Genomic DNA, 25555 nt, shown 5'->3' on the forward strand with positions numbered 1-25555 from the left:
GAAAGCGGAATCGTCGGGAAAAGCGTCATGGAACATAGTGACAAAAAGAGAGGGGCACCTGCCCCTCTCTTCCATTATTTCCAGCTATCATAAAACTTCTTTGCCACCTGCACTGTATGGGTACTGCCGCCTGCGTCCTGCACATCTTCAAGGAGCATGGCCAAAACCATGGACGGGTCATTCTGGTCATACGAAACGAACAGTCCATTTTCCGTTCCGGTTGTCCCCTGCTCTGACTTGATCTCTGCCGTCCCGGTCTTGCCTGCGATCGCTTTCCCCTCTACACTTGCCTTACCGGCAATTCCTTCTGTGACGACTTTTCGCAAATTCGTCTTCATCATGTCTACTTGTTCTTTCGATAGCAAATCTTTCTTCCACACCTTCTGCTCTTCGTCCTTCAGAAGTCGCGGTTCCATCATGGTCCCGTCATGGATGATGCTGCCGTAAGCACTTGCCAGATGAACGATACTCATCAGCACCTCACCCTGACCGAAGGCAGAATCAGCCAATTGAACTTCTTTGGAGATGCTGCCGTCGTTCGAGACTTGTGATTTGTAGATCGGATAAGACATCGGAATCTCTTCGCCAAAGCCGAAATCCTTCAAACCGGCAATAAAGGTGTCGGCACCCATCTCTAATCCGACACGGGCGAAATAAATGTTATCCGAGAATTTAAGGGCGCTTTCTAAATCCACCCTGCTTTCATTATCAAAGACACGGACGACTTTGTAATTCCCCCACGATTCATCCTTTTTCCACGTCTTTCCTTTGATGTCATAGATTTTGTCAGGGTCCAGCTTGCCGGATTTCAGTCCGACGGAGGCCGTGATGCCCTTCATTGTTGATCCTGGTGAATAGGCGAGGGGAATACGATTCCTCATAGGCTTTTTAGGATCATCGGTCAGTTGTTTATACTTCTCAGAGGAAATCCCTAATACAAATTCATTGGGGTCATAGGCTGGCGTACTGACGAGTGCCAGTGCTTCTCCGGTTTGTGGATTAATGGCAGCTGCCGTTCCTGCCTCATCCTTCATTTGATCATAAATCTTTTTTTGCATTTCAGCATCGATGGTCAAACTGATATTCTTCCCATCTTGAACAGGTTGTTCCACTACGGTTACGGCTTCATCTGTATCTTTTTTCTTCAGATAGATGCGCTGCCCGTCTTTGCCACGCAGTTGATCTTCATACACTTCTTCAGAACCGCTCACTCCGAGAAATGATTGAGCTGTATATCCTTTATCTTTCAGCTTTTCTAACTTTTCCGCATCAATTTTTCCGATATATCCTGTAAGGTGGGCCGTGGCTTCACCGTATGGATATTGTCTTGCCGGGACCGTTCTATATCCAAGACCAGGAATCTCTACAATTTTTGAAGCTAGTGCTTCTTCATTAAGTGAGAGCTTTTTTATAGGTACGAAGTGCTCTGGTTTTACCCAGCTTTGGTTTAGCTGTTTTTCGATATATTCTTTGGTAACATCGAGCAAAGAAATCAATTCGTTCATATTTCCTTCGCTGAATTTTTGGGGAACAATACCGATTTCCAATGCCTCTCCGTTTATGGCAAGAGGCTGCTGATTCCTGTCCAATATCTCGCCGCGCTTCGCTGAAATGCTTTCCACTCCAACTTTATCGCCCTTTTCCATATCAGGAAGGATGAACGAAGGATCCCAATTCACGAACCAGTTTTCATTGTCATCCTTCTTTTCTTTCGTCAAGGTGACATCTTTTTTATACGACACTTCACCGGCCAGAGTTTTGAATGAAATGGACACTGGGAATTCCGCTTTCGTTTCTTTGTCCCAGTCCACTTCTTGTTCCGGCTTTTTGAAGGATATTTTCACATCCTTTACTTCCAGATCTTTGTAGATGTCTTTATATCTCGTGACGAAATCTTCTTTTTTGTAGGTATCTTTGGTTGAGGAGGTTATGTAGTCTTTAAACATCTCATCAAATTTCTCTTTGTTCCAAAGATCAACGTATTCCTGCAGGCGGTCATCAGGCTGAGGTTTCTCCTGACATCCGGCGACCATTAGACTGAGAGCGACAAAGAGACAAAGCAGCATGACTTTTTTGACCATATGTAGTGACAGCCCCTTATTATTTGGTATATTCATTGTTTCAAATACTATCCATATTTACAAATTTAATGAATTTATATTCTTTACGTGAACGGAGTATGTCCTTCTTCAACACGGGCGTATTTTGTCGAGTCTTAGCGAATGGCACATATATTGGATTTTCGGCAGATAAAAATGGAATATGGCACGTAAACCCGAAATATGGCAGATAAAATCTGAATTCGGCAGATAAATCCTGAATACGGCATATATCCCGCAACTACCGCCACAACCATCCCCCACAAAACCCAATATCCACCACCTTTTCCTCACAATCCCCAGCTTTTCTCCACAACACATGATGCAATTTCAAAAAAATTTGTTATAATAGTACATCGTAAGAGTAATAAGGAACAGAATCCTAAGATTATATCTTGCAAATATATATCGATAGGTGGAAATAAACATGAAAGATTATCGAGTACTACTGTATTACAACTATGTTGACATTGAGAACCCGGAAGAAGTCACTGCCCAGCACAAACAATTGTGCTCGGATCTTGGCCTGATGGGACGTATCCTGATTTCATCTGAAGGAATCAACGGAACATGCTCAGGAACGATTGAGCAGACGGATGCGTATATGGAAGCGATGAGACAGGATCCTCATTTCAAGGACACTGTGTTCAAGATCGACGAAGCTGACGAGCATGCGTTCAAGAAATTGAAAGTGAAGCACCGTCCAGAGCTTGTGACCCTTCGTCTTGAAGATGACGTAAATCCTAATGAACTCACTGGTGAATACCTTGAGCCTAAGGATTTCTTTGAACAAATCCAGCAGGAAGATACAATTCTTCTAGATGCTCGTAATGACTATGAATATGAATTGGGACACTTCAGAGGAGCTGTGAAGCCGGATATTAAAAACTTCCGCGATCTTCCGAACTGGGTCCGCGACAATAAAGATAAGCTAGAAGGCAAGAAAATCATCACGTATTGTACAGGTGGTATCCGCTGTGAAAAATTCTCAGGCTGGTTAGTGAAAGAAGGCTTTGAGAATGTTGCACAACTGCATGGTGGAATCGCAACCTACGGAAAAGACCCTGAAGTAAAAGGTCAACTGTGGGACGGTCAGCTTTATGTATTCGACGAGCGTATCGGTGTTCCTGTCAATCAGACCGAGCACGTTGTTGTCGGGAAGGATTACTACACCGGGGAACCTTGTGAACGCTATGTAAACTGCGCCCACCCGCCTTGTAACCGTAAAATTCTTTGCTCTGAAGAAAATGAGCATAAATATATGAGAAGCTGCTCGGATGAGTGCCGCAAGAGCCCTGAGAACCGCTACATTGTGGAGCATGGTTTAACAGAGGAAGAAGTGGCAGAGCGTTTGGCAGTGATTGAGCGTGAGAAAGAAACAGCTACGATCTAATTAAAATAAGAAAAGCACTGGCTTAACTTTAAGCCAGTGCTTTTTTCATTATGGTAAAAGCTGTTTCCACTTCAATAGCTTCTCAAGCCAGGCAAATAAAAACTCATACTGACTCAAGTAATCCCAAACCTTATCTTTCACATCATGACTCTTCTTGATTTTAATTTGCGCAAGGACTGGATCATGATCGCTTGCACGTCCATCTTCTTCACTGAAATCAGAGTTGATGTTGATCGTATCGATATCGGCTTTTTTCGCTAAGTTATTCGATACCAGGATATGATCAAGAACTTGGGCATTCCCCTGATAATTATATGTGTAACGCTCTGCTGCTGGCAGTTTGTTCATCATATCCGTTAAGACATCACCTTCAAGCGTTTTGATTGGAGCTGAGAATTCGAAGTCGTTCATGTCCCCAAGAACCACGACATTCGCATTCTTCATTTTACTTTCTAACTCATTTACAAAGTTATTGATGACGGTCGCTTGTTTGATGCGTTGAGCTTCACTGCCAAGCACCACTGGATGATCAGCTCCGAATAATGCTCCATCGCCGCCTTTGGAATTTAAGTGATTGGCTACGACGACAACCTTTTCTCCGTTAAATTCGAATTCTGCCGCCAATGGTTTACGAGAATCTTCGAATGCTTCATTTGTCGGATCAATGCGTCCCGGGTTGTGAGTCAGACCATCCTTCGTCACTCCCACTGCCGTTACAGCATCCCCCGCTTGTTTATCCGTTAATTTCACACGATCCGGGTTGTAAAGGAAACCAACGCGGATGTTCCCACCAGGTTGCCCGCCGTCCGTTTTGTCTAGAGGATCAATGTTTGTAAACTTGTAAGTCGGGCCGCCTTTTTCTTCTATCGCTTTAATGATCGTTTGGAACGACTCGCTTGCATCCGTTGTGCCATCATCTGTCGGGCCATTATTATCCTGCACTTCGATCAGTCCGATGATATCAGGTTTTTTCATATTTGTAACGATCGACTCTGCGATCTTTCCTACTTTATCTGCATCTGTACCTGCGTAGAAATTCTCGATGTTATAAGAAGCAACCGTCAATTCATTTTTCTTAGGCTTGATCGTTGTCACTTGTCGATCCGTTCCACCATCGACGATAGATGGGAATTCACCAGCTGGACGGATCTTGAAATTGCTATAATCATAGCTTACATTTCCGACGATTGAGCCATCCAGGGTATCACCCGTTTTCGCGTTGATGTTCAATCCATCGACGTCAATCAACATGCGCTCAGGATTATAGTCTTCAGGTGAAATCAAAATTCCGCCTGCTCTTGTGCGAAGCTGATCTTCACTTGTATTGACGATAACAGGCAATTCATCATATTTGACTGGACCTGTGATCGTTGCGTCTGGAATCTCAATTAGCATTCCTTCAAGACTTTCATAGAAATCAAGACCGTCCATTTCAGGATCAAAAGATGTCATTTCATCGTCTTCGATGATTTCCGTTGGCGGTGTGCGATCTTTTCCAATGACAACAGCTGCAGGAACCATGTTATCAGAAGATACAACACTTACAGATGAAGCTGTAATTTGAGTTGTTAGAAGATCCTTGGCATCTGAGTACCCATCTTCTCTCCATTCCTTCACCTGTCCTGAAACATTTACTTTGTATCCGACTTTAACAGAATTCCCTCTAGCATACACATAGATTCCTTCTGAAGTTGCAATATCATCATCGGGATTCTCTTCCTGCATATAAAATGCATTCGAACCCGCTTTTGCTGTGACGATCCCTTCTACATTGGCAACATTCATGTTTTCGTAAGGTGAAGAATGCGAATCCCCTTGGATATCATGAATGCTTAAACCGTCAGCAGATTTAAGAACTTTGTAAGTGAAAGTAGCTACTTCGCTCATTTCGCCTTCTTTTGTGACGATTGCTTTAATCGTTGTGTTTGTAGTCAGTTCAATTGGCGCTGTATACTCCGGGCTTGAAGCAGTAGGAGTCGTTCCATCCGTAGTGTAATGAATGGTTCCATCTGTCGTAGCCGTTTGTAAAGTGACTTTCGTTCCTTCCGTAACGGATCCTGCTCCAGGACTTGCTGTTACCGAAAAAGCGTTTTCAATCACATCTGAAGAATTACGTGGTACCAGCTTATATTCGTTATAGTTATAGTCAATAACTCCACGAAGGATTTCGTAGGTTTGACCGATTTCCAAAAGGGAGCTGTCACTTGGTTTAATGACGAATTGTCCCGCGCTGTCAGTTGCAGTAAAGTTACCGTTGCTATCCTTAGCTTCCACTGTCACATCGGTAAACTCAACAAGCATTCCTTCATGCTCTTCCCCATTTTCAGATGAAAGGTCAGTAGAGACAAGTGATGTTGGTGCAGGGATTCCTTTGTCTTCTGTAGTGATTTCTACCTTTGAAGCAGGTGCTTCAATTTGCTGCATTCCATAGTAGTCGTTTAATACTCCTTCTGCTGTCACTTCATCACCTGGTTGTGCAGTAAGACCGCTGCCGCGGATGATGACGCCTGCCGTACCATCCTGAATGAACAGGTTGGTTTGTCCGCCTGCTTCAAAGGCTGCTGTCGCGACGCCTTGTACTTTTACCGTTGTGCCTTTAGCAGCTGTACGGGCTTCGGCAATGGTGGATAGTTCAATTGGAGTCGGGTCTGAAGGAGTGTCACCTGATAGGTGGGATCCTAAGTAATCGAATGTATCTTGAGAAAACGAATTCCATTCGATTGAAGGGTCGAAACTGTTTGTTATATCTGTATCACCTGTTGTAATGGAGTCTTTACGTACAATCGTCACATCTTTTGCAAAGTTTGCGACCGATCCTACCTGACCAATTGAATCGATTACGGTATCATTTTTCTTTAATGTGATAGGATCGTTTCCATTAAAGTTGATGACGACGTTATTCATAATATCTGCATGTGCAAGAATGGCCGGGTCTGCACCCTCATTCGCTAGCACCAATACTTCCCCTGTACCTAGTGTCCCCGACAACGCCAATGATTTGTCTGCCGTTTGGGCACCATTTGTATGTAATTCTAAGGAGTAGTTTGATAGATTGATATCTTCACCCGTTCCGTTGTATAACTCAATTGCCTTGTTGTAACCAGAACCTTCGATATATTCAGATATTATTAGATCCTGAAAAGCATCGCCTGCAGCGGATACATGCCGAGATACGGAAGGTACCATAAGGCTTAAAGCCATGCTTGAGACAATGCACAAACTTAATGTCTTTTGTCTTACTTTCTTTTGATTCATTACTCTTCCTCCTGTTCATAAATAGTTTACTGGTCAAAAAATGTCCAACACATTCCATTTTACAACAGGAATTGTCAAAATAAGTGTAAATATTGGGTAAATTCGCTGTTTTACAAAAGATGATTCTTTGGGCTTAGTACCATTTACCTCTTTCCTGAGAATTGCTGAATGAGAAATGAGTAAAGATATTCAAATCAGTTCTGACGACGATCCATTATTCATCTTTATGGAAGTAATGTACCTTAGAAATAAAAGCAAGCGTGCAATAAGACAGTACCCCCATCGAATCATAAAACACATCCAATAGACATCCTGTTCTTGAAAAGAATAGTTGTGCAAATTCGGTCAATAATCCATAAATAACACCTATCACAAAAACAGCATTCAAGGAGAAAAACAATCTGCTTAAGAAGAAGGAAAATAAAAAAAAGAACATACTATGTCCTATTTTCTGTAACAGATAAGTCGGGGAGTGAAATGGGTAGCCTGTGAAATCAAGGAAATGATTAAACTCAGGTTGACCATTCCATTGGAAATAGATTTGTTGATAGAGAATTAGCTCATGGACGTTTTTCGTGCAGGTCAGGATAAAAATGAATACGCCAAATAGGAAAACCGTTAATACTTTCATAATCACTACACCTCCCCTATCAATTTGTCCATAAAAGAGGAGAGATATAATAAAAAAAAGAACTACTTCGAAAACAGGCCGTCGTTTCCGAAGTAAGTCTCTTATTAATGCTACATATAAACCCCTACACCTGGTCCAAATGGTATCCCTAACAAAGCAAACGCAAGAAGCAATACGATCCAGACCGACAAGAAGGCTATCGTATATGGAAGCATAAGCGAAATCAAGGTTCCAAGACCGGCTTTTTTATCGTATTCCCGCATAAAGGCTAGGATGACGATGATGTACGGATTCATAGGTGTGATGATGTTGGTGGATGAATCTGCGATACGGTAAGCGGCTTGAACGAACGCCGGGTTATATCCGAGAGTTGCAAACATCGGGATGAAGATCGGTGCCTCCAGTGCCCATTGTGCCGATCCACTGAAGATCAATAGATTCAATAGTGCTGTTAACAGGACAAATCCGATGATGCCGGCGAGTCCTGTCATATTGATTGATTCCAGGAAATTCGCCCCGCTGACCGCTACCCATGTTCCGAGATTGGTCCAGTCGAAGTAAGCGATGAATTGAGCGGCCGCGAAGATCAGAACGATATAACCACCCATGTCCTTCATGGCTTCAGTCATATATTTCGGTACATCTCTTGTTGATTGGATCTTCTTTACTGTCACTCCATATGCGACACCGATGATAATGAAGAATAATAGAGTGATAGGGATGATGCCTGATAGGAAGGTGGACGGTATGAGGCCGCCATCTTCATTTCGCATCGGTGAGTTTGGCCATACGATGGACACGACCAGAAGCAGCACAAATGCCAATCCAGCTAACGTTGCATTCCGTAATGCTTTTCCTTCTAAAGGACTTTCTTCTTCCAGCACTTTATCGACTTTTCCTTTATATGTTCCGAGTCGTGGCTCAACGATCTTTTCCGTCACAAAAGCCCCGACGACTGTCAGGAATACGACCGAAGTAATCATGAAGTACCAGTTGTCTACCGGCGTAACCCCTACGTCGAATGCTTTAGCCGCTTCTGTTGAGATTCCGGCAAGCAGGGCATCGGTACCCGTGATGATGAAGTTTGCCGTGAATCCTGCTCCTACTCCGGAAAAGCCTGCGGCAAGTCCCGCTAACGGATGCCTGCCTACTGTATAGAAGATCATAGCGGCGAGTGGCGGGATGATGACAAACGCAGCATCTGATGCCAGGTTCCCCATGATTCCCACCATAATGACCGCGTACGTAATCAATCCTCTTGGAGCATTTAATACCGTTTTCTTGATGGCCGTTTCAAGTAACCCTACTTTTTCCGCGAGCCCAATACCGAGCATCATGGCCAGCACGAGGCCGAGTGGCGCGAAGCCGGTAAAGTTATCGAGCATGGAAGTCAGGATATATTGAAGCCCCTCACCTGAAACAAGACTCTTGATGGGAAGTACTTCCCCATTTTTCGGATGAACGACTGTCACACCTAAACTGGAAATAAACCATGAAAAAAGAACAATAAAAACAGATAAATACACAAATAACATAAACGGGTCGGGAAGTTTATTCCCTACCTTTTCAATGCCACCGAGAAATCGAAGAAATCCTTTCTCTTTTTGGGGTGGATTCGTTTCTACATTAGGATTTGTCATGAGGTCACTCCTTCATAAAATGTTTTAAGGAATAATTCCTTTTTACTTCCGTTAATAAGTATTTCGATACAAAACGCTCAATTCCTTTTAATAATCGAAAATTTATTAGAAAATTTTTAATTTATGGATTACGGGAGCTTTTATTAAAAAAAGATCTCATTCATTAATTGAATGAGACCTTTCTTTATAGTTGGAAACGATATAATTTTCTTGGTCTGCCCCTGCCTCCACTTTGTTCTTCACCGCTGATTTTCACAATACCGATCCGTTCCATTTCAGTCAGGATCCTCCTGCCGTTCCGCTCTGTGCTTTTTAGCCAGCGGGAAAGGTCCTGGGAGGTGATTTCCTCTTTATCATAGTGACGGGAAAGAGATAGTATTTTTGAAACAATGGCCGAACTGACCGTTGCGTCCTTGAAGGCGTTCTTCCATTCTTCCCCAAAGTTGTTCAGGGAGTAGGTAATGGATGTAGTAGATGGAAGGATTTCCGTCACCGTCTTATCTTCATTGACACTGACGACGATGGACGATTCGTGCTTTCTCGCATGCTGAAACGCTAGGCGGACATGGTGCTCCGCTTCCAACACGGTGACTCCGAATCCTAATCCCACCCGGATATCCAGATCTGTATGAACCTTCACTTCCTGAGTCAAAGTAGAGAAAATCGATTCCTTTTCATGAAGATCCAGCTCCCCACGCGTGGTATATACAAAGAATAATCCATCTCCAAGCTGAACCATGGATCCGTTGATTTTTTGGGCGATATCCAGGAGGTTCCGTTTCAGATCCAGCTCCTGATGCTTCATTTTATACGAAAAATGGGACTCATCCAGTGTTTGCGTGGAGTAGATCACTTCGATCCCGACGATGGCAATCTGTGATTTCTGATACTTTCTGGACTGGGCCCTTTCTAGTAAATATTGCAGGATCATCCGAATGGATAAATTCGTCGGCACGACACGATAGCATGGGATGCCCATTTCGGTCAGGCTCTTTTGCACACTTTGGATACATGTTATGGCGGTTTCAATTTCACCTTTTTCGTAAAGGGTACGGTGATGGTCAATAAGTTCAGCGGCACTGCGATATCCTTCATACGGATAGCTTGCGATATGGAGCTGATCAAAGGAATGAAACGCCAAAGCCGTTTCAATTTCCTCTTTCGAAATCGTATCAATACTGATTTTATGTAGTAGACGTTTCTCTTTCAGCTGCGCCTCTAATAATGCCCCGAAGAAGCTTGATCCATGAAGGGGAGGATAGCTCCCTTCCTTTTCCGTAATCCAGCCTTTTTCAAGAGCATAGTAAAAAGGAGACTGCCCTGAGAAGAACCATTGATCAACAAGACCTCGGTTACTCTCTAAGATGTGCTCGATTTCATCCACTTGATCGTAGGGAAAGTTCACAAGTTCAATACTGTCAAAATATGTTGCTACATGAGTGATCCGTTTGATCGAGTCATCAGGACCGATGACACCAATTTTAACTAACAATGATTATTCACCTGCTTCTTGCTGTAATACTTCAGCTAGAATCTCGACTCCTGCATGTAAGTCTTCGGGCGTGCTATGCTCCTTCGGATGGTGGCTAATCCCATTTTCACACGGGATGAACACTAATGCAGACGGCCATTTTGCCGCCATGTTCATGACATCATGTCCCGCCCCGCTGTCCATTACCAAGGTTTTGTAACCGAGATTTTCTCCGGCAAACTTCGCCCTGGAGGTCAGCTCTTCATCTAAAAGAACAGAAGGATTATCTACAAGAGTTTCTACTTTGATTGTAACATTAAATGCTTTCTCGACGCTTCGGCATTTTTCAATGATGTGATCTGCCATTTCTCGTTTCAAGTGATCGTCGACGGAGCGGATATCGATTCCCGCTTCTGCGTAACCGGGGATGACATTCATGACGTTCGGTTTTACGTCTAAAGTGCTAACGGTTGCCACGAGTGGTTTTGAGGATCGATTGGACAGTTTTTCTGCCTCTTCGGAAACGAATGTAATGAGTGGGGAAAGGGCCACAAGGGCGTCGCTTCTTTTCCCCATGGGAGTCGTGCCCGTATGCCCGGCCATTCCTTCTACTTTCACTTTCAACCGGATCGGGCAGGCCACGCCGCGGACGATTCCGAACTGTGCCCCATGATCTTCAATTTGAGTCCCTTGTTCGATATGGAGTTCAATGAAAGAAAGGATTTCGTCTCGGGATCGTTCCGCTTTTTCTATGGAGGACCAGTCTAAGCCTGTAGATTCTACAGCGTCCTTAATACTTGTCCCGTGCCGGTCTTTAACGTTTTCTACTGATTTATCGAGGATTCCTGCCACACTCTTACTCCCAATGGTCGAAACACCGAAACGAGCTGATTCCTCAGAGGCAAAGCAGACTACTTCTATGGAGTGGTGAGGTTTGAATCCCCGGTCCTTCAGTACTTTTACGGCACCAAGACCACAGAGGACACCGGCTGCACCGTCATAACCGCCTCCATTTTCGACCGTATCGAGATGAGATCCTGTCAGAACGGCATGTGGCTTTACTCCTTCCCATCTGGCAAAAAGGTTTCCTGCTTCGTCTTTGCGGACAGATAATCCCAGATTTTCTGCCACCTCACGAAAGACATTCATGGAAGCCAGCTCTTCCTTTGAATATCCTAGTCTCGTAAATCCAGCGGGCTGGTCCATGGTATCGACCAGGTTTAATGCTTTTAACGTTGCATCCAACCATTCTTTCAATGTGAAACCTCCTCTATTTGTTGTGATTGTTTTAAAATAAGCCGGGCAAAGGCATCTACCGCGACCTGTAGGACACTCTCTTCAAAATCGAATTCGTGATGGTGATGCCCGTTTTTCAATGGAGTGCCAAAAACCATGAACGTTGCGCTCCCGCCCAGCCTTTGCACTTCATTGATCATATAGGTTACATCCTCAGATGCCTTTAACGGGACGGTGTTGACAACTTCTGATAGATAAGGGCTTTCTTCTTTTACTTCTTGTAACCACTGAATCCATTCTTCGTTGCAACGGGCTTCCACTGTATCTCCTACCAGATTGATTTCCGTTTCCACACCATAGAGGTCTCCTGATGCTTGGAGAATTCGCTGGGCTTCTTTTAGCATGTACTGATTGATCTTGGTCGTTTCTCCCCTTGTTTCCAATTCGAGATGCGCTTCATCGGCAATGATGTTTCGTCCTGTTCCGGCTTGAAGCTTTCCAACATTGATTCTGGTCGCCCCATCCGAATGACGTGGAATAGTATAGAGGTGCAGGCTGGCAGCAGCCGCAGAGAGTAGAGCATTCTTCCCTTTCTCGGGCTCGAGGCCAGCGTGTGCAGCCTTACCTTTATACGTGACGTTGATTTTGGAAGATGCGAGGAAAGAATGAGTCGTAGCATAGACCCTTCCGACCTTTGTGTCCCGGATTCCGATATGACCGCTTGCAAAGTAATCGACATCCTTAAGCCAACCTTTTTCCACCATGGCCTTCGATCCCCTGCCACCTTCCTCAGCCGGTTGAAAAAGGATCGTGAACCTGCCTTCAAGTTCATCTTTATATGCTGATAAGAAGCTTGCCACACCGATCCCGATGGCAGCGTGGCCGTCATGTCCGCAGGCATGCATGACGTCTTGGTTGCGTGAGTTGAATTTCTCACTTGTAGGAAAGTGCTCTGGGTTTTGAGACTCATTGATAGGCAAGGCATCAATGTCAAAACGAAACGCCATATGAGGCCCGGGCTTCCCTGTGTCTAAAGTGGCTGCCAGACCTGTGTGTCCACCTTTCATTTGATCGAGCCAGCTCTTCTCCACCCCTTCTTTCAAGGCACGTTCTTCTTGAAGAGATAAATAGTCTTTAGCGGGAACCCCCATCCGGACTTCAGATTCCAAAGCATCTTTTCCAAGGTGAATCGTGAAACCGAGATTGACCAGTTCCTTGCCAATAAAATAGGTGGTCACATACTCTGTAAATCCGAGTTCAGGGTTTTGATGAAAAGTACGCCTGAAAGTAGTGAGAGTCGGCGTTAGTTCTTTAATAAACTGTTCGAGTGGAGTCATTTGCGAGTCTCCTCTTCATTAAGGTTCTTTAATGTATCAAGCGCCAACTGGGACATCACTTCTACGCCTTTACTTAGAGCACGTTCATCCAACTTAAACCGGGGATCATGAAGGGGATATTGAGGTTCTGAATCCTTCACAGACGTTCCCAGCCAGTAGAACGCTCCAGGATATTTCTGAAGGAAACGGGAGAAATCTTCTCCTCCAAGAGATGGCGATACGGTTGGGGTCGCGTCTTCCCCAAGAACCTTCCGGGAAGCATTCCGTACTTCATCTGCCCATTGAGGTGAATTGATCGTCGCCGGATAGCCGTCCAAGTATTCAATGGTCATCTGGGCATCAAAACTCTTCCCTATCCCTTCAACAATGGAATAGAAACGGTTCTTCACCATCTCTTTCACTTCCGGTTTAAACGTACGAATCGTTCCTTCAAGGTTCACTTCATCCGCGATGACATTGTATCGATAGCCTCCCTCGATTTTCCCGATCGTAAGGACCGCGGAATCAATGGGATCAGTGTTTCTGCTCACAATCGTCTGAAGCTGTGTGATAAGGTTATTCGCGATGATGATGGCATCATTAGACTGATGGGGCATGCTCGCATGTCCACCGGAACCCTTGACCGTAATCTTGAAGCGGTCTGACGCACCCATGATCTCGTTGTGTACAACCCCTATCTCCCCGACAGGCAGATCCGGCCACACATGCTGTCCGAAAATGACGTCAGGTGTATATTCATCAAACACCCCATCGTCCATCATCTGCTGCGATCCCCCGACAGGTGCATTTTCCTCTGCAGGTTGAAAGACAAGGAGGATGGTACCCACTATTTCCGACTTCAATTGATGGAGCACTTTCCCTGTACCGATGAGCATAGACGTATGGGCGTCGTGGCCGCAGGCATGCATCTTATTCTGGATGGTGGATTTGTAGGGAAGATCGTTTTCTTCCTGGATGGGAAGGGCATCAATATCGGCTCTAAGGGCGACCGTTCCGCCTGGCTTTTCACCTTGTATGATACCAAGGACACCTGTCTTTGCATAACCGGTTTTAAATGGGATGCCTGCTTCGGACAATTTCTTCTGAATCGTTTTAGATGTTTCATACTCTTCCCCACTCACCTCCGGATACTGGTGAAGATGTCTGCGCATATCAATGACTTCATTCTCTACTGATTGGACAAGCTGCTTTAATTCCATGAAAAATCTCCTTTTTCCGTCGATTGATTATTTAAGGAAAAGTTCCTTAATAATACCGTTAATATATACATTCGATACCAAACCGGAAATCCCTTTTTTAACAACGGAACTTTTTGAGGGACGGACCTCAGTGTTTTTTCAGGAAACCCTGTTCTTATCACAAACATCGCTCCTGGAGTTGACATAACAAAGGTCCGTCCCTCTTCCCTTTTCCCCTTCAACCCATTACACTGAAGGAAATAAACAATTGATAAAGGATGATTGGATGAACCGTTTTGTTGAGAGAGTCGAGCCTTACTTTTTCAGTGAGGATCCGTTTGTGCAGAGGTATGCGATTGAAATGCTGGAAGGTTCTTATTTGGTTAATGGTGATACATTCTTAACCGGTTTAAAAGCTCATGACCGCGGACAGGTTTCGAAATACTCCTCGCCTGTACTTCCATATTTAATGTACATGCCATTGAGTGAGGAAGGGATGAAAGAGGTAGTCAAGCGGTTAAAAAGCCTGAGCAAGAAAGATACCGACGTACTCTTCTACATTCAATTAATAGCGAATGCCGATACAGAATTGCTGATCAAGTACAGTAACGAAGTAAAACCGTTTTTAGATGAAAGGCAAATGAAAAAAATTGCGAAGCTCCCCGCTTTAAAAGATGAGGAATTATTCATGGAGCTTGCTGACATCATGTATTACTTGGCTACGAATGAGTATGACCAAGTGTATTTTGACCAAGGGAAAAGGATCATTCACGAGCTCGTTAAGAAAGGCGAAATTAAAAGCTGGGAAGTACAGATTAAGGAAGATGAGCTAGTCGGCTTTGAGATCGTATACACAGTATATATGGCTGGGGAAATCCGGGAAGAGAGCGTAATCTCACAACTTGTGAACCTCTTCAAGAACGAGGAAGCAGATGACTTGCTGTTGGAGGAAGTGGCCAATGCTCTGGTAAAAATTGGGACGGAGCAAGTGGTACAAGAAGTTGAAAAGGTCGCGTTGTATGGCAACACTTATTTCTACACCTTGGACGTACTCGGAAGAATCAAAACCAAAGAAGCGGAAAAAGCCCTATTAAGATTATTCAATCAAACAGATGACATTACCGCTAAAACATTAATCTCAGATTATTTATGTCAGCAGTTGTCAACTGACGCGATTCCAAAAGTCGAAGCATTCCTAGAAGAAGGCTATGATGAAAACATGCTTTGCCTGGAAGAGTCCCTTTACGTGAACTGCGTCATGAACGGGATTGATCATCCGAAACTGGACGAGTGGAGAAATCTCATCGAAGAAGTGGAGCACCATTCATTGGTTGAACAACCACTCCTGGTTCCACAACCCGTCCAAACCGGTGACAAAGTAGGCCGCAACGACCCCTGCCCATGCGGAAGCGGGAAGAAGTATAAGAAGTGTTGCTTATAATAGATGAGGGACGGGCTTCCGCATTTTCATGCGGAAGCCCGTCCCTATAACATTTTCCTGCTGGTTTCGGACGAAAATTAAGGTCCGTCCCTCCAATTTCAATTCTACTTTTCGATCAATCCAATTTTAGAGGTCCGTCCCTCTATTTCATCCATTTAGGCTTGCCGAAGCCTTTGAATTCTTTGTCGATGACTTTTTCAAATTCTTCCGCTTCTACGACTGCTTTGATGTCTTTGGCGAGTTGGGAGTCGACATCTTTTGTGTTGACAACTACACGGTTACGGTATTGGTCAGGCATTTCTTCAAGCTGAAGGGCATCCAGTAAGTCCATGTCAGCCGCAAGTGCATAGTTGCCTGGTACTGCTGACAGGTCCACACTGTCGACGGCTCTTGGAAGCTGTGCTGCTTCGATTGGCTTGAACTGCAGGTTTTTCACGTTTTCATCGATGTCTTTCTCCGAAACCGTCAGTGGATTCGTGTCCGGTTTTAACGTGATCAGCTTTGCATCCTCAAGAATCTGAAACGCTCTTGCTGCGTTCGTCGGATCGTTCGGGATTGCGATGGCACTGCCTTCCTTAATGTCTTCAATCGAATCAAACTTCTGAGAGTAGATTCCCATCGGAGCCGTCGGAACGACAATCACTTCGGATAAATCCATGTTATGCTCCTTCGCGAAGGTCTCCATGTAGATCTTGTGCTGGAACAGGTTCGCATCAAGGTCTCCCTGGGCCAGTGCGTTATTGGGCTGGATATAATCACTGAACTCCTTCACTTCCACCGTATATCCTTTTTCTTCAAGACCGGGCTTGATCGCCTTGGTCACCATATCACTGTATGGACCGGATGTCGCTCCGATCGTCACTTCTTTTTTATCTTCAGAGCTTGCCTCTTCTCCTCCACAAGCCGCTAATACGCTCACTGTTAGTGCGATTGCTGCTACTAAAATCCACTTTTTCACTCGTTGTTCCTCCTAAAGTCGTTATCGTTTATCAACTAATCTAGCAAACACATCACCCGTATATTGGATGAGTTGAACCAAACAAATCAGAATCACGACGGTAGTGATCATCACCGTGTTGTCATATCGGTAATATCCGAAGCGGATCGCCAGGTCCCCGACCCCACCTCCACCGACGATGCCGGCCATAGCGGAATAGGCGACTAAACTGATCGTTGTAATCGTAATGGCCTGTATGACGGCCGGTCGTGCTTCAGGTAACAGCACATCTTTAATGATCATCCAAGGACTTGCCCCGACGGAAACCGAGGCTTCAATGACTCCCTTATCAATTTCCCTTAAAGACGTTTCTACCATTCTCGCAAAAAATGGAATGCCCGCTACCGAAAGGGATACGGAAGCGGCCGTCGGTCCAATCGTCGTCCCTGTCAAAAACTTCGTCAAAGGTAAAAGGGCCACTAGTAATATGATGAACGGAACTGAACGGACCATATTCACAACGAATCCGACGACCTTTTTTATAAAATTATTTTGTAAAAACAACCCTTTATCTGTCACAAATAGCAATATTCCCAGTGGTAAGCCAAGCACAATCGCTACAGCCAGTGAGATCCCCACCATATACACCGTTTCAAAAAAGGCTTTATTCAACTCTGGTAAAATAGCAGTCAATGAATCAGGCAGCATCCTCGAGCACCTCCAGACTTTGTGTCTTCGCTGTGATATAGTGGATCGCCGCATCGATCTCACTCGACGGACCAATCAGCTCCATGATGAAGATCCCGAGTGGAACGTCCTGAATATATTCAATCTTGCCATGAAGGATATTCCCCCGTACCTTGTACCGCTGAAACACCTCTGACACAACGCTTTCCTCAGCGATGGATCCTTTGAATTGGATTTTGATAAGCTTCCCCGTTCGTGATTCCACCAGATGAGGCGGCAGTTCGAATTGGAGAATCGTTTCGATAAACTGCTTCGTCAAAGGCTGTTTCGGATTTGCAAACAGGTCATACACCGGTCCTTCCTCCACAATCTTCCCGTCCTGCATCACAGCCATCCGGTCGCAGATTTCCTTCACCACTTCCATTTCGTGGGTGATGAGGACGATCGTCAATCCCAGTTCTTTGTTGATCTTCTTCAACAGCCTTAAAATCGATTTCGTCGTATTCGGATCGAGAGCCGATGTCGCTTCGTCACAAAGTAATACGGATGGATTGTTTGCGAGGGCCCTTGCTATCCCGACTCTCTGCTTCTGTCCGCCGCTGAGCTGGGCAGGATAGGCATCCGCTTTGTCGGATAGACCGACCATTTCGAGAAGTTCAACGACTCTTGGTTTGATCTCAGCTTTTGGAACATGTGCCGCTTTCAAAGCAAAGGCAAGATTGTCAAAAACCGTTTTGGATTTGATGAGATGAAAATGCTGAAAGATCATACTCGTTTTCTGACGGGCGAGTCGGAGCCCTTTTGGAGTGAGCTTCGTAAAATCCTGCCCATCAATGATGATTTCCCCTGATGTAGGGGTTTCCAATAGATTCAGACAGCGGACGAGAGAACTCTTCCCAGCTCCGCTGTATCCGACGATCCCGAAAATCTCTCCCTTTTGGATGGTGACAGAGACGTTATCAACACCAACCACCGTCTGCTTTTTTGTTTTGTATGTTTTCACTAGATTCCGGATCTCGATCAATGTGCACACCCCTTTTTCTCCAATAAAAAAATGCCTCTTTCAACTGAAAGAAGCATCGTTTGTCTATCTCGACTTATCTTTCAGAATGAAATCATTCTGCAGGAATTAGCACCGTTCCAATACTGGAGGTTGCCGGACGTCATAGGGCCTGATCCCTCGGTCACTCTGGATAATTGAATGTATGTAATTTTCAAAATTTTATCTTATAGAGGATAATACTGGGTATTGGAATGGAAGTCAATAGATGATTTTTTATAGAGTTTTATGTAAGCGCAATCTTTGTTGTCTTATTAACAAAAACTTTTAGTAATAAAAACCTGGCCTCTCCCATCCATCCAGGAAAGACCAGGTTCCTTATTTTATCGTTTCCTCACCGATTCCCTTTCAACAAGCTCCGTAGTCAATTTATAATACGAATCGACTTCTTCCTTCATGAGCATTTGAAAGATGAGGTGAACGGCCAGTGCACCGGCTTCATATTTCGGCTGCCTCATGGTCGTCAGTGGTGGGGACACATATTCTGACAGTTGGATATCATCAAAACCCATGACGGAAATATCCCCTGGTACGGAAATATTTTTTTCGTTCAGTGCCTGTAAGCCGCCGATCGCCATTTCATCGTTTGCATAGAAGATGGCCTCGGGGACATCTCTCTGGGCGATCAGCATTTTGGTAGCCTGATAGCCACCTTCACGTGTGAAGCCCCCAGATACTTTCCACTTTGATTTATATTCGATTCCGTTTTTATTCAGCGCTTCCCGGAAACCTTGGAAGCGCCGGTCGTTGTCATGAGAGTTGTATGGTCCGCTTATATAGGCAATATCCCGGTTCCCCCTCTCAATCAAATGTTCCGTCGCCACGAATGCTCCGTGCACATTGTCGACTTCGATCTGGGTGACGTGATCGCTTTTGATGCTCCGGTCTAGAACAACGATCGGAAAGCCTTCCCTTGCTGATTCGAGAATGGTCTCGTCGTTGATATTATGAGCAAGGATGATGACTCCATCTACACGTTTTTCCTTCAGAAATTTAACAGCGGTCGACTGCACTCCTCCGATGGAACTGCAAGCTATTAAATCATATCCATTCGTGGAGGTAACATCCTGTACGCCCTTGATCAGTTCAGAATAATAGGGACCTGAGAGGTCGCTCAATATCAAGGCGATGGTATTGGTACTTGTCCTTTTCAAATCGGAAGCAAGCCCGTTTTTTTGGTAATTCAATTGTTTGGCTGCCGCTAATACCTTTTGTCTTGTTTCTTCGCTCACTTTTTTACTGTTGTTCAGTGCATAAGAAGCGGTCGAAACGGCGACACCGGAAAGCTTGGCCACATCTTTGATGGTTGCCATAAGTTCACATCCTATTGCTTCTAAAAATGAAGGCATCCTTCTTCACTAGATTCTTCTTTTCATTATACATGAAAGCGTTTCAATTAATTGGTTGTTTTTCAAGTGACATTCACTACGATGTTGATTGAAACGAGCATTTTAGTGGTTCATCGGATAGAACCTCTTAAACATTGACCTAATGAGGTCTTATTTTAGATCTGCATCCTCTTAAACCTATATCTCGAGCCTTATATGAGCCGGTTTTCAGACTTTATGATCCGCATCCATTTTTTATGAGCCGGAATCTAGATATATGAGCCACTTGCAAGACTTTTTGATCCATTTCACAAATATATGAGCTTCTTGTCGAAAAATCCACATATTTCAAACCAGACCCTACCTATCCTCACTCTTCCCTATCATTCAATATATACACAACGGCTTCATAAGGACGAAGACGCCCAATTCCTGACGGTTTTTCTCTCGTATCGGAGTAATTACTGATGATCATTTCTCCATGAGCTTCATCCAGTCCTTCAGGCAAATGAAAGTCAGGATTTCCTCCGTAAAAATTCGCGACGACCAACAGGGTTTGACCTTCCCATTTCCTCGTGTACGCCATGATCTCCGGATGATCTTCCAATAATAATTCATACTCTCCATAAATGAGGATATCCAATCGTTTCCTCAGTGCGATGAGCTTTTGATAATGATAAAAGATAGAGTCTTGATTTTCCATTGCCTGTAGAGCATTTATTTCGGGATAGTTCTCATTCACTTCAATCCAAGGCACACTATTCGTAAAGCCGGCATGAGCCTCATCATTCCATTGAAAAGGGGTCCTGGCATTGTCCCTTCCCTTCGCACGGATCGATTGGATGATCTCCTTCTCCGGCACGCCCTCAGATCTTTTTTCATGAAAATAGTTGATCGTTTCAATGTCGCGATAGCGGCTGATATTATCCCAGTCGATATTCGTCATCCCGATTTCTTCACCTTGATAAATGAAAGGGGTACCCTGCATCATATGAAGAACGGTTGCGAGCATTTTGGCGGATTCAACTCGGTATTCTTGGTCGTCCCCCCACCTCGATACGATACGCGGCTGGTCGTGATTATTCCAGTATAAACTGTTCCATCCCTTTTGAAACAGGGATGTCTGCCAGGTGCTCAGCACTTTTTTCAGCTCGACGAAATCCAGTTCCTTCAATGCCCATTTCCCTTCGCCGGCTCTTTCGTCCAGGGACATATGCTGAAAGGTGAACACCATGTCGAGTTCATTCCGTCCTTTCCCTGTGTAAAGCTGAGCGGTTTCCGGCGTAGCGGAAGGGGTCTCCCCCACCGTGACCGTCGGATATTGAGAGAGGACCCGTTCGTTCATCTCCTGTAAATACTCATGAAGCTTCGGCCCGTTGGTAAGTACTTTCTCATCTATTTCCTTCCCGATCAGATCGATCACATCCATGCGGAATCCGCTGACTCCTTTACTGAGCCAGAAGTTCATCATGTTGTACAAATGCTCACGGACTTCCGGGTTATGGAGGTTGAGGTCCGGCTGTTTTTTACTGAAAAGATGAAAGTAATATTCGCCTGATTGTTCATCCCGTTCCCAGGCAAATCCGCTGAAAACGGACTGGATGTCACTCGGGGGACCGTCCTGACTTTCCCTCCAAATATAGTAATCCCGGTAAGGATTGTCCTTTGATTTCCTGGACTCCATGAACCATGGGTGCTCATCCGACGTATGGTTGATGACGAGATCCATCATGATGTGGATGTCCCGTTTCTTCGCTTCCTCAATCAATCTTTCCATGTCTTCCATCGTACCGAAATCATCCATGATGTCATAATAATTGCTAATATCATAGCCGTTATCATCGTTCGGGGATTGATAGACCGGGCTTAGCCAGATAATATCGATCCCGAGAAGCTGGAGGTAATCGAGCTTTTCAATGATGCCTTGAAGATCTCCGATACCGTCTCCGTTCGTATCATTGAAGCTTCTTGGGTATATTTGATAAATTGTGGACTGCTGCCACCATGCTTTTTCCATCGTTTCACCTCAATAATATAGTGTTGATTTCCGCTCCAGGTGCTCGCTTTCCGCGGGGCGTGAGTTGAGCCTCCTCGGGCTAAAGCCCTGTGGGGTCTCAACTTTCCCGCGTTTCCCGCAGGAGTCGAGCACCTTCCGCTCCAATCTTTTTGCATAGATTCCTTAAACACTTGCTAAAATAGTTCCTATTAAAAGAACTATTAAGATCTGCGGAGCAAATCTCCTTTGGTAGTAAGAGGTAGCTGGTTTGTATACAGAAAAACAGGTAAATCGAGGCACTGAATGCTCGGTCAACACCTAGCTCCATGCAAAGAAAATTCTGCTCACTAATTTAATAATACTGGTTAGGTAAAGAATTAGAGGTTCTTGGTTTTCACCACTGAAGATAAAAGAAATGTACCAGGTACATTCATCCAGCTCTGTACCTGGTACACGTCACTCACTTAATACCCGACATCGTAAACCCTTCCACGATATATTTCTGGAAGAAGGAGAAGATGATGATGATCGGGACCACCATGAAGGCTGCCCCCGCCATCTGCAGGCCGAAATTATTGGCGTATTGCCCTTGCAGCAATGAAAGTCCGACAGATAATGTGTAGAGACTTTCATCGTTCGCGATGATCAGCGGCCATAGGAAGCTGTTCCATGCCCCGATAAATGTCAGGATACCCTGTACCGCGAAGATCGGCTTCGCAATCGGCACGATCAATCGGAAGAAAATATAGAACTCCCCTGCCCCGTCAAGCCTTGCCGCTTCGATCAGATCAGTCGGGATTGTCGTCATGAACTGCCTGAATAAGAAAATACTGAAGGCTGCTGCGAGACCTGGCAGCACAATTCCCGTCATCGTATTCGTCAGTCCCATTTCATTCAGGATCAAATAAACTGGGATCATGGTAACCTGTGCCGGAATCATCATCGTGGCAAGCACGATAAAGAAGATTTTCTCCCTGCCTTTAAACTGATACTTGGCAAATCCATATCCGGCCATGGCATTAAAGAATAAGCCGACAAAAGAGAATAACACGATAATCAGGGTGTTTCGTAAATACACACCGAAATTCATGCTTTCAAATAAATTTACGTAATTTTCGAGTGTCGGATTTTCCGGGATCAGGCTTGGCGGTATTTGTAATACTTCACTTTCAGGCTTGAATGAGCTTGAGATCATCCATATAAAAGGAACGGAAACAATGATTCCTCCGAGAGCAAGCAACAGGATGATAAAGAGCTTTTCCACCTTCGTTTTCGTTGTTTTGGTTTTCATATATTCAGCCCCGATACTGTATAGTTTCGTTCTTAATATTCTGTATCAGATTTTCTCATCTTAAATTGAAGAAGCGTGATGATGATAATGATGATGAACAGGATGAATGATCCTGCTGCCGCATAGCCGAATTCACTGAACTGGAACCCTTTTTGATAGATGAATAAGGCCATGGAGATCGTACCGTCAAGGGGACCTCCGTTCGTCATGACAAATGGCTCCTCGAAGAATTGCAGCCATCCGATCAGCGTCGTAACCGTGACGAAGAAAGTGGCATAGCGGAGTAACGGTATTGTGACATTCCACAATACCTGCCAGCGGTTCGCCCCATCCATTTCCGCCGCTTCGTAGTAGGACTTCGGAATCCCCTGCAGGGCAGCGAGAAAGATGATCATATTGATCCCGATCCCTTTCCATACGGCTAACACAATCAACGATAGCTTGGCGATCGTTGGCTCTCCTAACCAAGGAATCTTATCGACATCCAGCAGTGATAAAATATAGTTAAACAATCCGTATTCCGTGTTGTACAGGAACCCCCAGATGACCGCTACGGCGATGATATTCGTAATCGACGGCATGTAGTACACACCGCGGAAGACAGTAAACAACTTACTTGTCCCGTAGTTCAGCAGCAAGGCGATGCCTAGTGAGAATATGATGACAAGAGGCACACCTATGATGACATAGAACAGAGTGTTGAATATCGATTTGTGAAACAATTCGTCTGTGAGTAATGCCGAGTAGTTGTCCATACCGATGAAGCTGACATTCGACCAGTCGGCGAGCCCTTTTAAATCAAGGTCGGTAAAACTGATCAAAAAAGCGACAATAATGGGCACAATGCTGAAAACGGTTAATATGATCACTGCAGGAGCAATAAACACATAGGGATGCTTATTTTTGTTAATGCTGTTTTTCCATCCATTGCTCATGATATCCCACCTATCTAAACGTACGCACAATGATTCTAAAAATGGAGTTCAGGCTGCACACCTGTAACTCCATTTTATGTTTATGACAGCGTCCATTTTGTTTATTGGTCTTGCTTACTATTTAACGATTTCATTTGCTTTCTTGTTGAAGTTCTCAAGCTCTTTGTCCACATCGGCCCCACCGACCGTAATCTTTTCAATGGTAGAAAGGAACTCCTGTGCAATCACTTCAAATTCTTTGATTTGCGGTGATGCTTTCGTATCTTCTAATTGTTGTCCGAAAACAGACAGCATCGGATCTTCTTTCAACTTAGGCTCTTCCCATGCATCAACACGTGAAGGAAGCGTATTTGATACGTCCAGCCATTCCATTTGCGTGTCCACTTTATTCATATACGAAATGAATTTCAGGGACTCGTCCACATTCTCAGAATTATGGAAGACGGATAAATTGGATCCACCCATGCTGGATGTGTTCGTTTCTTTCTTAGGCATCACGGCTACTGCCCATTTATCCTTTAAGTCAGGTGCTTGATCGTTGATGATGTTGATCATCCAAGGACCACTGAAGAACATTGGCTTCATGCCGTCTTTAAATGCTTGTACGATATCGATTCCTTCTGTCGTAGGACTGATTCCTTCTTTAAAGTAGTCCGTGTAATACTGTATTGCTTCTTTGAATTCAGGAGAATCAAAGTTCATTTTGTCCTTCCCTTCGAATTCGTAACCATTTTGCCATGCAAAGATGAATGGAGTGATCTGGTCATTACGGTCGATATCCAGACCATATACATCGTCACCACGATCATTCAGCTTTCCTGCGGCATCCTTCAGTTCATCCCATGTAGCAGGAGCCTTGTCGTATCCGACTTCCTTCAATAGATCTGTACGATAGTATAATACGCGTGTATCGATGTACCAAGGGACCCCGATGACTTTATCATCATACTTCATAGAAGTAACAGAGCCTTCGAAGTAATTTTCAGGTTTAAATTCCGGGTAGTCTTCCAAATAAGGAGTCAAGTCTAGCAGCGCCCCTGCATCTGCAAATTCCGGTACCCAAGTCGTTCCTAATTGAAGGACATCCGGGCCATTTCCGGAAGCGACTGCCGTAAGCAATTTATCATGTGCATTCCCCCAAGGAATCGCTTGGATTTTCACTGAGATGTCTTTGTTTTCTTCTTCAAACTTTGTAGCCATCTCCTTTAACTTCTTACCTTCCTCACCCATCGCCCAAACGGTGATTTCTTTCTTTCCATCCTTCGATCCACCGTTGCCTCCGCAAGCTGTAAGAATCGTAGATAAAGCGAGAATACCAATCAGCAGTAAAGACCACATTTTCTTACTCATTTTCCCCATCTCCATTTCCATTGGTTTTGAAACTAGTAAAAATGGTAAAGCGTCATTGAATGAGACTTCATAGATTAGAAGGGTTCTCCTAACATGAAAAGTCATCCAAAGTTATTGAAACGTTTCGATGACTATATTATAATCAAACGTGTATACGCTTTCAACTCTTTTTTAGAAATTACTGAATTGAAAATGAATTAAGCTTGCAACAAACCTCTATATCAGTACTAAAACACTGATATACGAAGGGAAAAGGTAGTTATTGGATGTCAATAGACGGGTTGACTATC

The 25555-nt window shown here is 44.4% G+C and carries 18 protein-coding genes and 1 riboswitch; of the genes, 2 read left to right on the plus strand and 16 right to left on the minus strand.

Features of this window, described 5'->3' with window-relative positions; translation table 11 throughout:
* Positions 1 to 74 precede the first annotated feature (74 nt).
* On the minus strand, positions 75 to 2081 hold the full coding sequence (locus tag ACIGG7_RS19795) for a penicillin-binding transpeptidase domain-containing protein (RefSeq protein WP_397550791.1): 2007 nt from the start codon (positions 2079 to 2081) through the stop codon (positions 75 to 77).
* Positions 2082 to 2526: 445 nt separating this feature from the next.
* Here ACIGG7_RS19795 and trhO point away from each other — a divergent pair, with 445 nt between their 5' ends.
* Positions 2527 to 3492, plus strand: a complete 966-nt coding sequence (trhO, locus tag ACIGG7_RS19800; RefSeq protein WP_397550792.1) for an oxygen-dependent tRNA uridine(34) hydroxylase TrhO — start codon at positions 2527 to 2529, stop codon at positions 3490 to 3492.
* 48 nt (positions 3493 to 3540) lie between these two features.
* Here trhO and ACIGG7_RS19805 read toward each other — a convergent pair whose 3' ends face one another.
* From ACIGG7_RS19805 to ACIGG7_RS19835, 7 genes are all read right to left on the minus strand, one after another.
* Complete coding sequence (locus ACIGG7_RS19805) at positions 3541 to 6747, minus strand: chitobiase/beta-hexosaminidase C-terminal domain-containing protein (protein ID WP_397550793.1); 3207 nt, start codon at positions 6745 to 6747, stop codon at positions 3541 to 3543.
* Between the two features lie 214 nt (positions 6748 to 6961).
* Complete coding sequence (locus ACIGG7_RS19810; protein ID WP_397550794.1) at positions 6962 to 7378, minus strand: VanZ family protein; 417 nt, start codon at positions 7376 to 7378, stop codon at positions 6962 to 6964.
* A gap of 110 nt (positions 7379 to 7488) precedes the next feature.
* Positions 7489 to 9018 (minus strand): AbgT family transporter, encoded by a 1530-nt coding sequence (locus ACIGG7_RS19815; protein ID WP_224944984.1) that lies wholly within the window; start codon positions 9016 to 9018, stop codon positions 7489 to 7491.
* Between the two features lie 184 nt (positions 9019 to 9202).
* Positions 9203 to 10510: a hypothetical protein gene (locus ACIGG7_RS19820; protein ID WP_397550795.1), complete on the minus strand. Its 1308-nt coding sequence runs from the start codon at positions 10508 to 10510 to the stop codon at positions 9203 to 9205.
* Positions 10511 to 10513: 3 nt separating this feature from the next.
* Positions 10514 to 11746: a M20 family metallo-hydrolase gene (locus ACIGG7_RS19825; RefSeq protein ID WP_397550796.1), complete on the minus strand. Its 1233-nt coding sequence runs from the start codon at positions 11744 to 11746 to the stop codon at positions 10514 to 10516.
* Positions 11743 to 13062, minus strand: coding sequence for an amidohydrolase (locus tag ACIGG7_RS19830; RefSeq protein ID WP_397550797.1), 1320 nt, complete (start codon positions 13060 to 13062; stop codon positions 11743 to 11745). The genes ACIGG7_RS19825 and ACIGG7_RS19830 overlap by 4 nt, the downstream gene beginning before the upstream one ends.
* Positions 13059 to 14261, minus strand: coding sequence for a M20 metallopeptidase family protein (locus ACIGG7_RS19835; RefSeq protein ID WP_397550798.1), 1203 nt, complete (start codon positions 14259 to 14261; stop codon positions 13059 to 13061). The genes ACIGG7_RS19830 and ACIGG7_RS19835 overlap by 4 nt, the downstream gene beginning before the upstream one ends.
* Positions 14262 to 14526: 265 nt before the next feature.
* On the opposite strand from ACIGG7_RS19835, the gene ACIGG7_RS19840 reads away from it, so the two are divergent.
* The gene (locus ACIGG7_RS19840; protein ID WP_397550799.1) at positions 14527 to 15681 is read left to right on the plus strand and encodes an SEC-C metal-binding domain-containing protein; all 1155 of its coding nucleotides are present in this window, start codon (positions 14527 to 14529) and stop codon (positions 15679 to 15681) included.
* A 142-nt stretch (positions 15682 to 15823) separates the two neighbouring features.
* Here ACIGG7_RS19840 and ACIGG7_RS19845 read toward each other — a convergent pair whose 3' ends face one another.
* The 8 genes from ACIGG7_RS19845 to ACIGG7_RS19880 form a co-directional block, all read right to left on the minus strand.
* Positions 15824 to 16639: a MetQ/NlpA family ABC transporter substrate-binding protein gene (locus tag ACIGG7_RS19845; RefSeq protein WP_397550800.1), complete on the minus strand. Its 816-nt coding sequence runs from the start codon at positions 16637 to 16639 to the stop codon at positions 15824 to 15826.
* 21 nt (positions 16640 to 16660) lie between these two features.
* Positions 16661 to 17326, minus strand: a complete 666-nt coding sequence (locus ACIGG7_RS19850) for a methionine ABC transporter permease (RefSeq protein ID WP_397550801.1) — start codon at positions 17324 to 17326, stop codon at positions 16661 to 16663.
* Positions 17316 to 18329, minus strand: coding sequence for a methionine ABC transporter ATP-binding protein (locus ACIGG7_RS19855; protein WP_397550831.1), 1014 nt, complete (start codon positions 18327 to 18329; stop codon positions 17316 to 17318). Before ACIGG7_RS19855 ends, ACIGG7_RS19850 begins: the two co-directional genes overlap by 11 nt.
* A 70-nt stretch (positions 18330 to 18399) precedes the next feature.
* A riboswitch (SAM riboswitch) is annotated at positions 18400 to 18505 on the minus strand.
* A 183-nt stretch (positions 18506 to 18688) separates the two neighbouring features.
* Positions 18689 to 19678 carry a LacI family DNA-binding transcriptional regulator gene (locus ACIGG7_RS19860; protein ID WP_397550802.1) on the minus strand — a complete coding sequence of 330 codons (990 nt, stop codon included), beginning with the start codon at positions 19676 to 19678 and terminating at the stop codon, positions 18689 to 18691.
* A gap of 385 nt (positions 19679 to 20063) precedes the next feature.
* The gene (locus ACIGG7_RS19865; protein ID WP_397550803.1) at positions 20064 to 21710 is read right to left on the minus strand and encodes an alpha,alpha-phosphotrehalase; all 1647 of its coding nucleotides are present in this window, start codon (positions 21708 to 21710) and stop codon (positions 20064 to 20066) included.
* A 439-nt stretch (positions 21711 to 22149) separates the two neighbouring features.
* Complete coding sequence (locus ACIGG7_RS19870) at positions 22150 to 22980, minus strand: carbohydrate ABC transporter permease (RefSeq protein ID WP_397550804.1); 831 nt, start codon at positions 22978 to 22980, stop codon at positions 22150 to 22152.
* A 32-nt stretch (positions 22981 to 23012) separates the two neighbouring features.
* The gene (locus ACIGG7_RS19875; protein ID WP_224944999.1) at positions 23013 to 23915 is read right to left on the minus strand and encodes a carbohydrate ABC transporter permease; all 903 of its coding nucleotides are present in this window, start codon (positions 23913 to 23915) and stop codon (positions 23013 to 23015) included.
* A 117-nt stretch (positions 23916 to 24032) separates the two neighbouring features.
* Positions 24033 to 25265 carry a sugar ABC transporter substrate-binding protein gene (locus ACIGG7_RS19880; protein ID WP_397550805.1) on the minus strand — a complete coding sequence of 411 codons (1233 nt, stop codon included), beginning with the start codon at positions 25263 to 25265 and terminating at the stop codon, positions 24033 to 24035.
* Positions 25266 to 25555 lie beyond the last annotated feature (290 nt).

Origin of the sequence: Rossellomorea sp. NPDC077527, assembly GCF_044542955.1 — a bacterium.
Classification (GTDB): Bacteria; Bacillota; Bacilli; order Bacillales; family Bacillaceae_B; genus Rossellomorea; species Rossellomorea aquimaris_E.

Excerpts from the sequence above, each read along its gene's own strand:
- ACIGG7_RS19815 (WP_224944984.1), bottom strand. The coding sequence starts at position 9,018 with ATGACAAATCCTAATGTAGAAACGAATCCACCCCAAAAAGAGAAAGGA.
- ACIGG7_RS19860 (WP_397550802.1), bottom strand. The coding sequence starts at position 19,678 with ATGGCAACCATCAAAGATGTGGCCAAGCTTTCCGGTGTCGCCGTTTCG.
- ACIGG7_RS19840 (WP_397550799.1), top strand. The coding sequence starts at position 14,527 with ATGAACCGTTTTGTTGAGAGAGTCGAGCCTTACTTTTTCAGTGAGGAT.
- ACIGG7_RS19865 (WP_397550803.1), bottom strand. The coding sequence starts at position 21,710 with ATGGAAAAAGCATGGTGGCAGCAGTCCACAATTTATCAAATATACCCA.
- ACIGG7_RS19850 (WP_397550801.1), bottom strand. The coding sequence starts at position 17,326 with ATGCTGCCTGATTCATTGACTGCTATTTTACCAGAGTTGAATAAAGCC.
- ACIGG7_RS19805 (WP_397550793.1), bottom strand. The coding sequence starts at position 6,747 with ATGAATCAAAAGAAAGTAAGACAAAAGACATTAAGTTTGTGCATTGTC.
- ACIGG7_RS19870 (WP_397550804.1), bottom strand. The coding sequence starts at position 22,980 with ATGAAAACCAAAACAACGAAAACGAAGGTGGAAAAGCTCTTTATCATC.
- ACIGG7_RS19810 (WP_397550794.1), bottom strand. The coding sequence starts at position 7,378 with ATGAAAGTATTAACGGTTTTCCTATTTGGCGTATTCATTTTTATCCTG.
- trhO (WP_397550792.1), top strand. The coding sequence starts at position 2,527 with ATGAAAGATTATCGAGTACTACTGTATTACAACTATGTTGACATTGAG.
- ACIGG7_RS19830 (WP_397550797.1), bottom strand. The coding sequence starts at position 13,062 with ATGACTCCACTCGAACAGTTTATTAAAGAACTAACGCCGACTCTCACT.
- ACIGG7_RS19795 (WP_397550791.1), bottom strand. The coding sequence starts at position 2,081 with ATGGTCAAAAAAGTCATGCTGCTTTGTCTCTTTGTCGCTCTCAGTCTA.
- ACIGG7_RS19875 (WP_224944999.1), bottom strand. The coding sequence starts at position 23,915 with ATGAGCAATGGATGGAAAAACAGCATTAACAAAAATAAGCATCCCTAT.
- ACIGG7_RS19880 (WP_397550805.1), bottom strand. The coding sequence starts at position 25,265 with ATGAGTAAGAAAATGTGGTCTTTACTGCTGATTGGTATTCTCGCTTTA.
- ACIGG7_RS19835 (WP_397550798.1), bottom strand. The coding sequence starts at position 14,261 with ATGGAATTAAAGCAGCTTGTCCAATCAGTAGAGAATGAAGTCATTGAT.